Genomic DNA, 13,608 nt, shown 5'->3' with positions numbered 1-13,608 from the left:
AATCTGCGCCATTTAAATATAAATTCGGGACATTTCGTATTGTTGAATATTTATTTAAACGGTAGCGCGGTGGCTGTGCAACGTTCGCCACCGCGCAGCAATGTGTCAGACGATGCGGTGGCGCAGACGACCAATCTTCTCAATTTCCACTTCGATCTCATCGCCAGGGAACATAAACAGCGGTGGCGTACGCTTTTTCCCCACGCCGCCCGGTGAGCCGGTGATGATGACATCGCCCGGTGACAGCGGACTAAACGCCGAGATGTATTCAATGATCTTCGCCACCGGATGCACCATGCTGGCCGTGGTATCGTTCTGCACTTCGCGCTGATTCAGCCAGGTTTTGATCGCCAGCTGCTGCGGGTCCGGGATGTCGTCGGCAGTGGTCATCCACGGGCCAAAGCCGCCGGTTTGCTGCCAGTTTTTGCCTGCGGTAAACCAGGTGAACTGCATGTCGCGCACCGTGGCATCCATAAAGCAGCTGTAGCCCGCTATATGCTGTAGCGCATCGGCGGCTTTTACCTGATAAGCAGCCTTGCCGATGATCACCGCCAGCTCGCCTTCGTAATCAAATTCAGCCGTGGTCGCCGGTTTCAGCAGGGGCTGCTCGTGTGCTGCCAGCGAATCGGCAAAGCGTACGAACAGCGTCGGCGCGTCGAGCGTGGCGGCAAACTCCTGGCGCTTGTCGGCATAGTTCATACCAACGCAGAAGACTTTGCCTGGGTTTTCCACCACCGGCAGGAAGCGAATCGCGCTGAAGGCATAGTCCACCGGCTCGCTCAGGTACACCTGCAGGTCACTCAGGCCACCGCGCTGTAGCAGAGTTTTCAAATCCGGACAGCTGTCGCCCAGCCGCGCACCGAGATCGATCACGCCGTCGGGTTGCACGATGCCATAACTTTTTCTTGCCTGGTCAATAAGAGAAAAACTGCACAGCTGCATGATGGCCTCAATGTTATAGAGAATTTGCGCGCAGGTTATCAAAAGCCAGACGGAAAAGCGGTATGACCTGAGGGTAAAGTAATTAATGTTTGTGAGTTTTGGTGACAGAGGTGCGCAGAGGGGGTCGGCGCCGGGTGATAACCACAGGTCGATCCCTGACCGCGATTATCGAGGGTTTCTGGCGGAGCGCTTAGTTTAAGGCGCCCGGCGGTACGTGTTTGAAGGTCTCAACATAAGAGCGAAACACGGAGCGGAAAAAACGTTTCATGGTGCACCTGATACAAAAATTGTTGAAGAATTACGCGAAAATTATAACGCCCGCGCATTTTTCACGCAATTATTTTTGAACCAGATCACAAAAACGCGCCCACCCCATGCTGCCAGACGTTAACGGAACAGCCCTAAGTGCTCAATCAGGATGGTGCAGCCAATGCTGATCAGTACCACGCCGCCCAGCACTTCCGCCCATTTGCCCATTACCGGACCGATAAAGCGGCCGACCAGCACACCGGTGGTCGCCATGATGGTGGTAGCCGCACCGATGGTGAGCGCGGTGAGCACAATATTAACCTGCAGGAACGCGAGGCCAACCCCCACCGCCAGCGCATCAAGGCTGGTCGCTACCGCCGTCAGCGCCAGTACCATAAAGCCGTGGCGCTGCGGCGCTTCGCACGGCTCGTCGGCCGTCTGACGGAAGCCTTCCATGATCATTCGTCCGCCAAGAATGCCCAGCAGACCAAATGCCACCCAGTGATCCCACGCCATAATGTAGTGGCTGGCGGCCAGCCCGATGGCCCACCCCACCAGCGGCGTCAGCATTTCAATGACGCCAAAAATCAGCCCTGTGCGTAATGCTTCTTTGAAACCCGGACGATACAGCGACGCGCCTTTGCCCAGTGCTGCAGCGAAAGCGTCCATCGACATACCAAAGGCCAGAATCAGGGTTGCGATAAATGTCATGGTTTTCAGTCAATGCGGTGAAATAAGACGATTAAGCCTGCACTTTGTCCGCATATCGGGTTCAGTAATGAAAAAGTGCGCGCAGTCTAGCACGCCAACCCGCCAAAAAAAAGACAACAAAATCATGGGTTTAAGTATAGCAAAGGCTATAACTCTTAACTGCCGCTATTTCTGCAGCTAAGTGGATGGAATAGAAGAAATTTCTTAGCGTACGCTGCTGCGGGGATTGCACCGCGCCGCAGTTTTATGCGCTAATGCCCGCGCTAACTGATTTGGAATGATGCGATGAAAAACCCATTTGAAACGCTGATCATCCCGGGCGGCATTCTGCTGCTGGGCTTTCTTTCGGCGCTACTGCTGCCCGCCCCTTCGTTTGGCGTGGCGCTGGCAAAACAGCTGCAGCAGGCTCTGCATCTGCAGGATGTGAATCAGCTGTACACCATGGTGTTCTGCGTCTGGTTTTTGCTGCTGGGTACCGTTGAGTTTTTCATTATCCGCTTCGTCTGGCGCCGCTGGTTCCAGCTGCGCTGAACGGTGTACGTGATGCATTTTTCTTCTGACGGGCGCCTGACACGGTGCCCAAATTAAAAGTCACACAAATGTAACATTATTTTTACACGATCTGGCGAAACATCAGGCAACATAAAATCCGCATAAAAAATCAATTTCGCTAAAACCTATCGTTTTCAATGCGTTAATTTGTGATCCAGCTCACCGTGTGAAATCAACCCTCTCCATTTCCCTCACACTGCCGCAACAACTACGTTACTATAACTGCCTGATTAGGGGATAAAAATCCCTTATGACAGCGCCGTCGGGCTGATTAATTCTTATGCTGAATCATTTCTGCATTTAAAAAATAAACAAACGTTTAATTCCGATACGAGAATGTTATATTCGAATGCATATGCATAACGTGCAGTTAACCGTTATCACACCTATGGCTTAAACCTGAGTCTTAACCTTTGAGAAATAGCGCAACGCGCTTGCAAAAAGCGTGGCTGTTTCGCCTGCGAACCTGTTGAGCTTCAGGGCAACAGAGAGGAGATGTCGCCTCATGAGCAACACTGCGGTAAATCTGGCGCTAGCCGCCGCTGGCATGGAAAGCACACACCTTCAGGAACGAAAAGACGTAGATGTCCTGCTGATCGGCGCAGGCGTGATGAGTGCTACCTTAGGCACCTGGCTGCAGGATCTCGAGCCAGACTGGTCGATTGAGATGGTCGAGCGGCTGGATGATGTCGCGGTCGAATCCTCTAACGGCTGGAACAATGCCGGCACCGGCCACGCGGCGCTGGCCGAGCTGAACTATACGCCCGAAAGAGCGGATGGCAGCATCGACATTGCCAAAGCGGTGGCGATTAACGAATCCTTCCAGATTTCCCGCCAGTTCTGGGCGTATCACGTACAGAAAGGCAACCTGAGTAATCCACAAAGCTTTATTCACAGCACGCCGCACATGAGTTTTGTCTGGGGCGAGGCAAACGTCGCTTTCCTGCGCAAGCGCTTCCAGGCACTACAGAAAAGCACCCTGTTCCGCGGTATGAACTATTCCGAAGATCGTGACCAGATCGCTGAGTGGATTCCGCTGGTGATGAACGGACGCGACCGCAAGCAGAAAGTCGCGGCCACCTGGACCGACATGGGCACCGACGTTAACTTCGGTGAGGTGACGCGCCAGCTGATTGCCGCGCTGGAGAAGAAAGAGAATTTCCGCCTGCGTCTGCGTCAGGAAGTGCGCGATATCAAGCGCCTGAGCGATGGGCGCTGGCAGGTAAGCCTGCACAACCTCGCCAGCGGTGAGTCGCGGGTGCTGACCGCGCGCCAGCTGTTTATCGGTGCCGGCGGTGCCGCGCTGCCGCTGCTGCAAAAAACCGGCATCCCGGAAGTAAAAGGCTACGCCGGTTTCCCGGTGGGCGGCTCGTTCCTCGTCACGGAAAACCCGGACGTGGTGGCGCAGCACATGGCGAAGGTGTACGGCAAAGCCAGCGTGGGCGCACCACCGATGTCGGTACCGCACGTTGATACCCGCGTGCTGGATGGCAAGCAGGTGCTGCTGTTTGGCCCGTTTGCGACCTTCTCCACCAAATTCCTCAAGCAGGGCTCGCTGCTGGATATGTTCGGCGCGATGAACAGCAGTAACCTGCTGCCGATGATGCAGGTTGGGCTGAAAAGCTTCGATCTGGTGAAATATCTGGTCGATCAGGTGCTGCAGAGCGATGACGATCGTATGGAGGCGCTACGCGCTTATGTGCCGCAGGCAAAACAGGAAGACTGGAAGCTGGTCACGGCCGGTCAGCGCGTGCAAATCATCAAAAATGATGAGAAAGAGGGCGGCGTGCTGCGTCTCGGTACCGAAGTGGTCACCTCGGCCGACGGCTCGATCTCTGCGCTGCTGGGCGCGTCACCGGGCGCCTCCACCGCAGCACCGATTATGCTGGAGCTGATGGCGAAAGTGTTTCCGGAGCAGATGCGCTCGCCAGAGTGGCAAACCAAAATCCGCGCGGTAATCCCGTCGTGGGGCCGCAAGCTGAACGGCGACGTGGCGCTGACCGAGAAGGTGCTGGCCGAAACCAGTCGCGTGCTGCAGCTGGATTACGCACCGGTCATCACGCCGGAAGCCGCCAACGACGAAGGCCGTGAAACCGCCCATGTGGTGGGCAAGTAAGCGGCGACGCCTGTCCCTTCACCGGTAAATACAAACCTGACTGAGGCCGCAATCGCGGCCTCTTTTTTTGATTACGGTGTCGCCTTTTGGATGATGCAATCCCTGACGGTTCAGCCAGGGATTTATTCACCAGGAAGCGCGCGTTTGTTAGCGGCACAATACATTGCACATTGCGCGATAAATCGCGCCGCTACATCAGGGTGCGTCGTACGGCTTCGTTAACTGACCAGCCCCCCCATATTGTGCCCCTGCTTACCGCGCCATCCAACGCCGTGGCATCAGCTCAACAGCAGCGCGTCATACAGCATCCAGCCGGTGGTTGCCACCAGCGACAGCGCCATTAGCGTATTGAACGCCTGACGTTTCCACGCAATCTGCAGGTGATGGCGCAGCCGATCGCCCAGCGCTGCCCAGATTAAAATGCACGGCAGGTTGAGGGCGGCGAAGCCGAGCAGCACCGCCAGCACACCGTTGCTGTTGGCGTACATCAGCGCCACGTTGGTGACCATCAGCCAGGCTTTGGGATTCACCGCCTGGAAACACACGCCGCCCAGCAGGGTCATCGGACGCGGACGTTCGCGCAGCTGCGGCGCACCGGCGCGGAAGATTTTCCACGACAGCCACAGCAGATAGCTGCATCCCACCACCGTCAGCGGCAACCGCACCGACGCCATCCAGTGCAACAGCAGCTCCAGCGCCACGCTCGCCAGCAGCATCTGTAACGCACAGCCGAGCAGGATGCCAAACAGCATCGGCAGCGTGCGCCGGAAGCCAAAATTGACGCCGGACGTGGCCAGTAACAGATTGTTCGGACCCGGTGTAATCGACATCACCGTAACGTAGCTAAAGAAGGATGGATCGAGCATGGTGCGTTTCCCTGAGAATCAACGAAGCACCATGCTAATGCGCAAATTACAATGGCAACAGAGACACAAAATCACTATTGTGATGGATACAGTTAAGGCAATTTTAAATTGTACCTATCGCGCGCGGAGGCTTTTGTGTCCCTTCCTCTCTCATCCGGCCAGACGCTGTACCAGCAGCTGGCGGACAGTTTTGCCGAATCTATCCATCAGGGCACGCTGAAGCCGGGTAAGCGCCTGCCGGCCATCCGGCGCGTGGCACAGTCGCACCAGGTCAGCATCAATACGGTGCTAAGTGCCTGGCATATTCTTGAAGATCGCGGCCTGATAGAAGCCCGTCCGCAGTCGGGCTACTACGTGCGCGGCGTGCTGCCCGCGGTGACGCGACCGCTCAGGCCGATGAGCGCCAGCGTTAATGACCCCAGCACGCAAAAACTGGAACTGATCGAGCAGGTGTTCGCCGCGCAGAATCACCCCGACTACACCAATATTTCGCTGGCCTGCCCGCAGGATAGTGAGCTGTTTCCGGCGGCGAAACTGGGACGCATTACCGCCTCCCTTATTCGCCGCGATAACGACATCATTGGTCGTTATGCGCTTCCGCCGGGTAGTGAGCGCTTACGGGAGGAGATTGCGCGCCGTAGCCTGCACACCGGCCTGAATCTCACTGTCGCGGACATCACCCTGACCCACGGCTGCATGGAAGCGCTGCAGCTGGCGCTGCGTGCGGTGACGAAGCCGGGCGACTGCGTCGGGCTTGAATCGCCGACCTACTTCTTTCTGTTCCCGCTGCTGGCCTCACTCGGGCTGAAGGCGCTGGAAATCCCCACCGATCCGCAAAACGGCCTGTCGCTGGACGCGCTGGAGATGCTGCTACAGGAGCAGCGCATTCAGGCGCTGATCGCCATGCCGGGCGCGCAGAATCCGCTGGGCTACGTGATGCCGCTGGAGAATAAAAAGCGTCTCGCGAAGTTAGTGAATACTTACCACGTTCCGCTGCTGGAAGATGGGCTGTATGACGAATTGCAGTTTGACTGGCCGCTGTCGCCGCCGGTCAAAGCTTTTGACCGCGACGGCTGGGTGATTTACTGCACCAGCTTCACCAAAACCGTCGCGCCCGATTTTCGCGTGGGCTGGACGGCTGCCGGCCGCTTCCACCCGGCGATTGCGCGGCTGAAAGCGGTATCGTCGATGACCGAATCAAAACTGCTGAGCGAAACGCTGGCCGAATTCCTCGCCAGCGGCGGTTATGATCACCATCTGCGTTCGCTGCGGCGTCGCTATGCCGCCAATCTGGATGCGGCGCGCGGCATCATTGCCCGTCACTTCCCGCAGGGCACGCGCGCTACCCTGCCGCGCGGCGGCTTTGTGTTTTGGGTCGAGCTGCCGGGCAAAGTTGACACGGTGGAGATGTTCCATCGCCTGTTGCAGGAGCAGATTTGCGTCACGCCGGGCGCGCTCTATTCGCTGAGCGATCGCTATCGCCATGCGCTGCGTCTCTCCTGCTGCTATCCGTTTGATGAGCGTTACACCTGGGCACTGAAACGCACCGGCGCGCTGGCCTGTGAAATCACCGGTATCGCGCCGGGTCAGGATCAGGGCTTACCGTTGCGGCCCCAGGTAGTGTAACCCTCGCGTTCGGTCAGCCGCTCATAATAGGTTTGCACGGCAGGAAAGTCCGGATGGTCGAGCGGGGTTTCAAACCAGCGGTTCACCGCCAGGCCAACCGGAATATCGGCCAGGGTAAAGTTACGGCCCGCGACGTAGCGCCCTGTTTTTTCCAGCTGCTGATTAAGAATACCCATGGTGTGGCTCCAGCCTTTGATGGCGGCAGCCAGCAGGCGCGGATCCTGATGGGCTGGCGAATTGCGCACCAGCGACATAAAAGCATAGCGCCATGAGGTGTTGAGCTCGGTGGCCTGCCAGTCCATCCACTGATCGACCGGCGCACGCGCGCGCGGATTATCCGGGTAGAGCCATTCACCGCCGTTGCTGTTGGCGAGGTAGCGCAGAATCGCGTTGGACTCCCACATCACGAAGTCATCTTCGATGATCACTGGCACCATGGCGTTGGGATTGAGCGCCATAAACTGCGGTGAGTGCAACGACTGCGGGTCTTCACCCCACGGCTCGTGCTCCCAGGCAATATCCAGCTCTGAACAGAGCCACAGCACTTTACGAACGTTGATTGACGAGTTACGGCCCAGAATTTTTAACATAGCGGACTCCGCTGGCAGAATTGTTAATCTATTCATAGTCCTGTTAGACGCCTTAAGCAATCAGCAGGATGTAAATCCGGATTTCAGACAACCTCAATGAGGAAAGGAGCGAACATGCAGGTGGCGTTTAAACAAGTGGATGTGTTCTCCACAGGTGCGTTCAGCGGCAATCCGCTGGCGGTGATTATGGATGCCCAGGGTCTGAGCGACGCACAGCTGGCGGCCATCGCACGCTGGACCAATCTGTCGGAAACCACCTTCGTGCTGCCACCACAGGATGCCACAGCCGACTATCGTGTGCGCATCTTTACGCCTGGCGGCGAACTGCCGTTTGCCGGACACCCCACGCTTGGCACCGCGCATGCCTTGCTGGAAGCCGGCTGGCCCCTGAAAACAGCGGGTAAGATTGTGCAGGAGTGCGGCGTGGGCCTGGTGGAGGTGCAGATTGGCGCTGACGGTACGCTGGCCTTTGCCGCGCCGGACGCCAGCCTGACGCCGTTCAGCGATGCGCTGATGAGCAGCGCACTGCACAGTGACGCGTTCGATCTCAGCCAGACGCCAGCCGTGGCGGATATGGGGATTCGCTGGCTGTTAATTCCGATGAGCAGCGCGCAGGCGGTGCTGGAGGTGGTCACCCAGGCGGACGATTTACTGCGGCTGCAGCAGCATGCGGGTGTGAACGGCATCGCCCTGTTTGGCCCGCTGCCGCAGGACGCAGAGGCGCAGTACGAGCTACGCGCGCTGCTGGTCGAGAACGGTAGCCTGGTCGAAGATCCGGTCACCGGCAGCGCTAACGCCTGTCTGGCACGCTATCTGGCGGCGCAGGGCCAGCGGCAGGATTACTGCGCGCGTCAGGGCAGCGCCATCCAGCGTGCCGGTCGCATTGTGGTGCGTTTTGCCGGTGAGACAATCTGGATCGGCGGGCAAACCCTCACCCTGATTGATGGAACGATTGAGGTGTAAAACGGGCGCTGCTCCGTTCGTTAACACGATTCGGTCGCAGCGCGATGTTTTTACAGTGCCTGACCGCCGGAGGCCTCGATGCGCTGGGCGGTAATCCAGCCGGTTTCGTCGCTCAGGATGGCGCTGATGGCGTCACCAATATCATCTGGCTGACCAACGCGACCCAGCGATGTCACCGAGGCAATGTGATCGTTGAGATCTTTGGTATCGCGCACGCGTCCACCGCCGAAATCAGTTTCAATCGCACCCGGCGCCAGAATATTGACGCGAATGCGGCGCTCGCCCAGCTCTTTGGCCTGATAGCGCGTCAGCACTTCCATCGCCCCTTTCACCGAGGCATAGGTGCCTGAACCCGGCAGCGTCATGCGTGTTAATCCGCTGGAGATGTTCAGGATGCGGCCACCATCAACGATCAACGGCAGCAGCTTCTGCGTCAGGAAGTAAGGCCCTTTGAAGTGCACATTCATCAGCGCATCAAACTCCTCTTCGGTGGTTTCTGCAAACAGCTTGTAGTGACCGTGACCGGCGTTGTTCACTAAATAATCAAAGTTGTCGCGTTGCCAGGTTTTTTGCAGTGTCTCTTTCACCTGCGCCACGAAGCTGTCGAAGGTGCTGCTGTCGCCAACATCCAGCTGCAGAGCCACAGCACGCGCGCCCAGCGCCTCGATCTCTTTCACCACGGCCTGCGCTTCTTCCGCGTGACCACGATAGGTGAAAAGAATATCTACACCTTTGGCCGCCAGTTTCAGTGCACCATTCTTGCCCAAACCGCGGTTGCCGCCGGTAATCAATGCAATTTTATGACTCATGTTTCGCTCCAGATGGAAAATTGAACACGGGATAAGGATATTCGCTATAAATTGATCTATAAACGCAGAGGAATACGCAGCACTGTTTCACTAACAACAACAATCGGTGAACAACATGGATAAAATTCACGCAATGCAGGTTTTTGTGCGGGTGGCAGAAATGGGCAGTTTTACCCGTGCAGCTGAAAGTCTTGGACTACCGAAAGGCAGCGTATCGCGCCAGTTACAGGCGCTGGAAAATCAAATGGGCACGCGTCTGCTGCATCGCACCACCCGGCGTGTTCATCTCACCCAGGATGGGCTGGTCTACTACGATCGTTGTCTCGATTTGTTGTCGATGCTCGACGATATGGACAGCCTGTTCCAGCACGATCCCGCCACCCTGAGCGGCAAGTTGCGCGTCGATATGTCGGTGGCCATGGCCACCGGATTTATCCTGCCGCGTCTGCCAGAATTTCTGCAGCATTATCCCGGCATCGAAATTGAGCTTAGCAGCAGCGATCGCCAGGTGGATGTGATTCGTGAAGGTTTTGACTGCGTGATCCGCGTGGGCGAGCTGAAAGATTCAGGTCTGATTGCGCGAAAAATCGGATCACATGCCTTGATTAACTGCGCCAGTCCCGACTACCTTTCCCGCTTCGGCATGCCGGTGCGCCTCGAAGATCTTGCACAGCACGCGATGGTGCATTACACCCAGCAGCTGGGGCAGCCCTCTTTGGGGTTTGAATATTTTGATGGTAAGCAGTGCCACTATGTTCAGACCGGCGGCGTGGTGACGGTGAACAGCACCGAAACTTACCGTGCCGCCTGCATCGCGGGATTAGGCATTATTCAGGTGCCGGCGATTGGTGTGCAGCCACTACTGGAATCAGGCCAGTTAGTGGAAGTGCTGCATCACTTCCCCGCCAAGCCGATGCCGATTTCGTTGCTTTACCCACATCGCCGCAACGTAGCACGTCGCGTGCGGGTGTTTATGGAGTGGCTGAGTCAGGTGTTGCAGGAGTATGTGACATAAAGGGCTATAATTTTAATTTCGCAGTGAACAGGATAATTATCGTCTATGACAGACAAACCTAACCAAGAACCCACGGCTGAAAAGAAGCCGCTGATTGATATCAAGACCGGTAACAAAACCGTGGATGGCTCAATCCAGAACGTGTCGCGCTTTGCGGCCTGGTTCCAGGCCATTCCGGCGGTGGCGCATTTTATGCGCGCGCTGGATCGGTTTAACGATCGCCTCGGCAGCCAGTTTGGCGCAGCGATCACTTACTTCTCCTTCCTATCTCTGATACCGATTTTGATGGTCTCCTTTGCGGCAGTCGGTTTTGGGCTGGCGTCGAATCAGGATTTACTCACCGAGTTGATCAACAAAATCGTTAACAGCATCAGCGATCCTACGCTGGCCACTACGCTAAAGAACACCGTGAACACCGCGATTCAGCAGCGCGCGACGGTCGGGTTAACCGGTTTGCTGCTGGCGCTCTACTCTGGCATTAACTGGATGGGCAATTTGCGCGAGGCGGTGCGCGCGCAGTCGCGTGATGTTTGGGAGCGTAAGCCGGACGATCAAGAGAAGTTATGGAAGAAATATGCGCGTGATTTGGTGTCGTTGTTGGGTCTGATGCTGGCATTGGTGATTACGCTGTCGCTGACCTCCATCGCCGGTGCCGCGCAGAATGCCATCGTTAACGCGTTGGGATTGGAGGATATCGAGTGGCTGCGTCCGGCGATGACCATCATTGCGTTGTCGATCTCCATTTTTGCCAACTATCTGTTGTTTCTGTGGATTTTCTGGATTCTGCCGCGTCATAAGCCACGTAAGAAGGCGCTGTTCCGCGGCACGCTGCTGGCGGCCATTGGCTTCGAGGTGATTAAGTTTGTGATGACGCTGACGCTGCCAAAGCTGGCCACTTCGCCCTCTGGGGCAGCCTTTGGTTCGGTGCTGGGATTAATGGCGTTCTTTTACTTCTTTGCCCGTCTGACACTGTTCTGCGCCGCGTGGATAGCCACCGCAAAATACAAGGATGATAAAGAGATGCCGCAGCCGCATCAGAGCAATTAACATCGCAAAATTGTTACATTTGCCGCAACAGCTAAAAATGTTTCCTGCTGGCTATTATTCCAGCAAAAACCAGCAGGAAACGCTAAAGGGTCACTTTTATTTGGCCCTTTTGCAGAGATTCCCGCCAAAAAAGTGACACTTCCCGTTCCCATCACCCGCCGATTGCCGCAACTCAGAAATTATCCACTTTTTCGCCGAAAATGCCTGTTCTGGCGCGGGTTTTCATCATTGAATGCCGCAAAACAGGTGCGTAAGATTCTCTGTCTACATTTACAATTAAGAAACAGTCATGCAAGCCTCCATCACAGAAACACTCGACAAAAAACACGACGACACGCCCGTAAACTCACGCGGCAAAGTGGTCGTGGCATCGCTTGTCGGCACCGCAATCGAATTCTTCGATTTCTATATTTATGCCACTGCGGCCGTCATTGTCTTTCCGCATATTTTCTTCCCGCAGGGTGATGCCACCGTGGCCACGCTACAGTCGCTGGCGACCTTCGCTATCGCCTTCGTCGCGCGCCCGATTGGTTCTGCGCTATTCGGTCACTTTGGCGACCGCGTAGGCCGTAAAGCCACCCTGGTAGCATCGCTGCTGACCATGGGTGTCTCCACGGTATTGATCGGTCTGCTGCCTGGATACCAAACCATTGGCGTTGCTGCTCCGCTGCTGCTGGCGCTGGCGCGCTTTGGTCAGGGCCTGGGTCTTGGTGGTGAATGGGGCGGCGCCGCTCTGTTAGCAACCGAAAATGCGCCAGCGAAAAAACGTGCACTTTATGGTTCGTTCCCACAGCTTGGCGCGCCAATTGGCTTCTTCTTCGCCAACGGTACTTTCCTGTTGCTCTCCTGGCTGCTGACCGATGAGCAGTTCATGAACTGGGGCTGGCGCGTGCCGTTTATCCTTTCTGCGGTACTGGTACTGATTGGCCTGTATGTGCGCGTTTCGCTGCACGAAAGCCCGGTGTTTGCCAAAGTGCAGAAAGAGAATAAGCAGGTCAAAATGCCGATCGGTACACTGCTGAGCAAGCATCTGACCGCTACGATTCTTGGCACCTTCATCATGCTGGCGACTTATACGCTGTTCTACATCATGACCGTGTATTCGATGAGTTACGGCACTGCACCGGCGCCAGCGGGTTTAGGCTTTTCCCGTAATAGCTTCCTGTGGATGCTGATGGTGGCAGTGATTGGCTTTGGTGTGATGGTACCGATTGCGGGCCTGCTGGCAGACCGCTATGGCCGTCGTCGCACCATGATCACCATTACCTTGATGATCATCGCTTTCGCGCTGATGTTCCCGATGCTGCTGGGATCAGGCTCACAGATCCTGGTAATGGGCTTCCTGCTGCTGGGCTTGAGCATTATGGGACTGACGTTTGGCCCGATGGGCGCGCTGTTGCCAGAGCTGTTCCCGACCGAAGTGCGTTATACCGGCGCATCCTTCTCTTACAATCTGTCGTCGATTCTGGGTGCGTCTGTTGCGCCATATATTGCGACCTGGCTGAACGCCAACTACGGTTTGCAGGCGGTTGGTTTCTATCTGGCTTCAATGGCGGTACTGACGCTGATCGCGTTGATTGCCTGTAAAGAGACACGCCATCAGACGCTGTACGAAGCGGTGTAAGGGTTGCAGATTGATATAACGAACCCGGCTCAGGCCGGGTTTTTTATTGGGTAGGAATGAGATACGGGCGAATGACATGAGGGCACCGCGTTAGCGGGGCGAGGACGCAAAACCCTAAGCGGCCCCGGACTGCGTGATCGCCATGGCGTTACGGCTTAATAGAGTTTTGTCGTGGTTGGCTGTGAGAAACCTATCTGATCAGGCATAAAAAAAACCCCGGCAAGCCGGGGTTCTTCTTGTGCTGAAAACGGTGTCGTGCGGGGATTAGCCAGCAACCGCAATACGTTTCATATCGGTCATGTAGCCACGCAGTTTACGGCCAACCGCTTCGATTGGGTGCTGACGTACGGCTTCGTTAACATCACGCAGCTGCGCGTTATCAACCTGAGTGCCTTCAATCGCTTTGCCCAGATCGCCCGGCTGCAGGGTGGTCATGAACTCTTTCAGCAGTGGAACTGCCGCGAAGGAGAACAGGTAGTTGCCGTATTCTGCAGTCTC

The 13,608-nt window shown here is 56.2% G+C and carries 13 protein-coding genes and 1 pseudogene; 7 read left to right on the top strand and 7 right to left on the bottom strand.

Annotation, left to right across the window (positions count from 1 at the left end; all coding sequences use genetic code 11):
• Window positions 1-105 precede the first annotated feature (105 nt).
• From FT726_RS19195 to mntP, 3 genes are all read right to left on the bottom strand, one after another.
• On the bottom strand, window positions 106-942 hold the full coding sequence (locus FT726_RS19195) for a fumarylacetoacetate hydrolase family protein (RefSeq protein ID WP_058770907.1): 837 nt from the start codon (window positions 940-942) through the stop codon (window positions 106-108).
• 190 nt (window positions 943-1,132) lie between these two features.
• On the bottom strand, window positions 1,133-1,210 hold the full coding sequence (gene azuC / locus FT726_RS27655; protein WP_125310475.1) for a stress response protein AzuC: 78 nt from the start codon (window positions 1,208-1,210) through the stop codon (window positions 1,133-1,135).
• Between the two features lie 119 nt (window positions 1,211-1,329).
• Complete coding sequence (gene mntP / locus FT726_RS19185; RefSeq protein WP_021507902.1) at window positions 1,330-1,902, bottom strand: manganese efflux pump MntP; 573 nt, start codon at window positions 1,900-1,902, stop codon at window positions 1,330-1,332.
• A gap of 285 nt (window positions 1,903-2,187) precedes the next feature.
• Here mntP and FT726_RS19180 point away from each other — a divergent pair, with 285 nt between their 5' ends.
• Together FT726_RS19180 and mqo are read left to right on the top strand one after the other, a co-directional pair.
• Window positions 2,188-2,433, top strand: coding sequence for a DUF1158 domain-containing protein (locus FT726_RS19180; protein WP_010615729.1), 246 nt, complete (start codon window positions 2,188-2,190; stop codon window positions 2,431-2,433).
• Window positions 2,434-2,959: 526 nt separating this feature from the next.
• On the top strand, window positions 2,960-4,570 hold the full coding sequence (gene mqo / locus FT726_RS19175; RefSeq protein WP_021507903.1) for a malate dehydrogenase (quinone): 1,611 nt from the start codon (window positions 2,960-2,962) through the stop codon (window positions 4,568-4,570).
• Between the two features lie 278 nt (window positions 4,571-4,848).
• On the opposite strand, the gene FT726_RS19170 is transcribed toward mqo, so the two are convergent.
• Complete coding sequence (locus FT726_RS19170; RefSeq protein ID WP_058759374.1) at window positions 4,849-5,436, bottom strand: LysE family translocator; 588 nt, start codon at window positions 5,434-5,436, stop codon at window positions 4,849-4,851.
• A gap of 135 nt (window positions 5,437-5,571) precedes the next feature.
• On the opposite strand from FT726_RS19170, the gene FT726_RS19165 reads away from it, so the two are divergent.
• The gene (locus FT726_RS19165) at window positions 5,572-7,062 is read left to right on the top strand and encodes a PLP-dependent aminotransferase family protein (RefSeq protein ID WP_058775178.1); all 1,491 of its coding nucleotides are present in this window, start codon (window positions 5,572-5,574) and stop codon (window positions 7,060-7,062) included.
• Here the strand turns inward: FT726_RS19165 and FT726_RS19160 are convergent.
• Window positions 7,029-7,652 (bottom strand): glutathione S-transferase family protein, encoded by a 624-nt coding sequence (locus FT726_RS19160; RefSeq protein ID WP_021507906.1) that lies wholly within the window; start codon window positions 7,650-7,652, stop codon window positions 7,029-7,031. The genes FT726_RS19165 and FT726_RS19160 overlap by 34 nt on opposite strands.
• Window positions 7,653-7,766: 114 nt before the next feature.
• On the opposite strand from FT726_RS19160, the gene FT726_RS19155 reads away from it, so the two are divergent.
• The gene (locus tag FT726_RS19155; protein ID WP_282954928.1) at window positions 7,767-8,615 is read left to right on the top strand and encodes a PhzF family phenazine biosynthesis protein; all 849 of its coding nucleotides are present in this window, start codon (window positions 7,767-7,769) and stop codon (window positions 8,613-8,615) included.
• A 50-nt stretch (window positions 8,616-8,665) separates the two neighbouring features.
• Here the strand turns inward: FT726_RS19155 and FT726_RS19150 are convergent, their stop codons facing one another.
• Complete coding sequence (locus tag FT726_RS19150; protein ID WP_346303231.1) at window positions 8,666-9,424, bottom strand: SDR family oxidoreductase; 759 nt, start codon at window positions 9,422-9,424, stop codon at window positions 8,666-8,668.
• 115 nt (window positions 9,425-9,539) lie between these two features.
• Between FT726_RS19150 and FT726_RS19145 the strand changes: the two genes are divergently transcribed.
• The 3 genes from FT726_RS19145 to FT726_RS19135 all read left to right on the top strand — a co-directional run bounded on the left by FT726_RS19145 (window position 9,540) and on the right by FT726_RS19135 (window position 13,110).
• Window positions 9,540-10,439 (top strand): LysR family transcriptional regulator, encoded by a 900-nt coding sequence (locus FT726_RS19145; protein WP_045814179.1) that lies wholly within the window; start codon window positions 9,540-9,542, stop codon window positions 10,437-10,439.
• Between the two features lie 45 nt (window positions 10,440-10,484).
• Window positions 10,485-11,486 (top strand): inner membrane protein YhjD, encoded by a 1,002-nt coding sequence (yhjD, locus tag FT726_RS19140; RefSeq protein WP_346303230.1) that lies wholly within the window; start codon window positions 10,485-10,487, stop codon window positions 11,484-11,486.
• Between the two features lie 289 nt (window positions 11,487-11,775).
• On the top strand, window positions 11,776-13,110 hold the full coding sequence (locus tag FT726_RS19135; protein WP_346303229.1) for an MFS transporter: 1,335 nt from the start codon (window positions 11,776-11,778) through the stop codon (window positions 13,108-13,110).
• A gap of 264 nt (window positions 13,111-13,374) precedes the next feature.
• Here the strand turns inward: FT726_RS19135 and FT726_RS19130 are convergent.
• Window positions 13,375-13,608 (bottom strand): annotated as a pseudogene (locus tag FT726_RS19130) (ketol-acid reductoisomerase); the annotation flags it as partial.

It is taken from the genome of Pantoea sp. Morm (assembly GCF_016643525.1).
Taxonomy (GTDB): domain Bacteria; phylum Pseudomonadota; class Gammaproteobacteria; order Enterobacterales; family Enterobacteriaceae; genus Pantoea; species Pantoea dispersa.
Note: the sequence above shows the minus strand (reverse complement) of the source record. Positions and strands in the feature narration are given on the sequence as shown.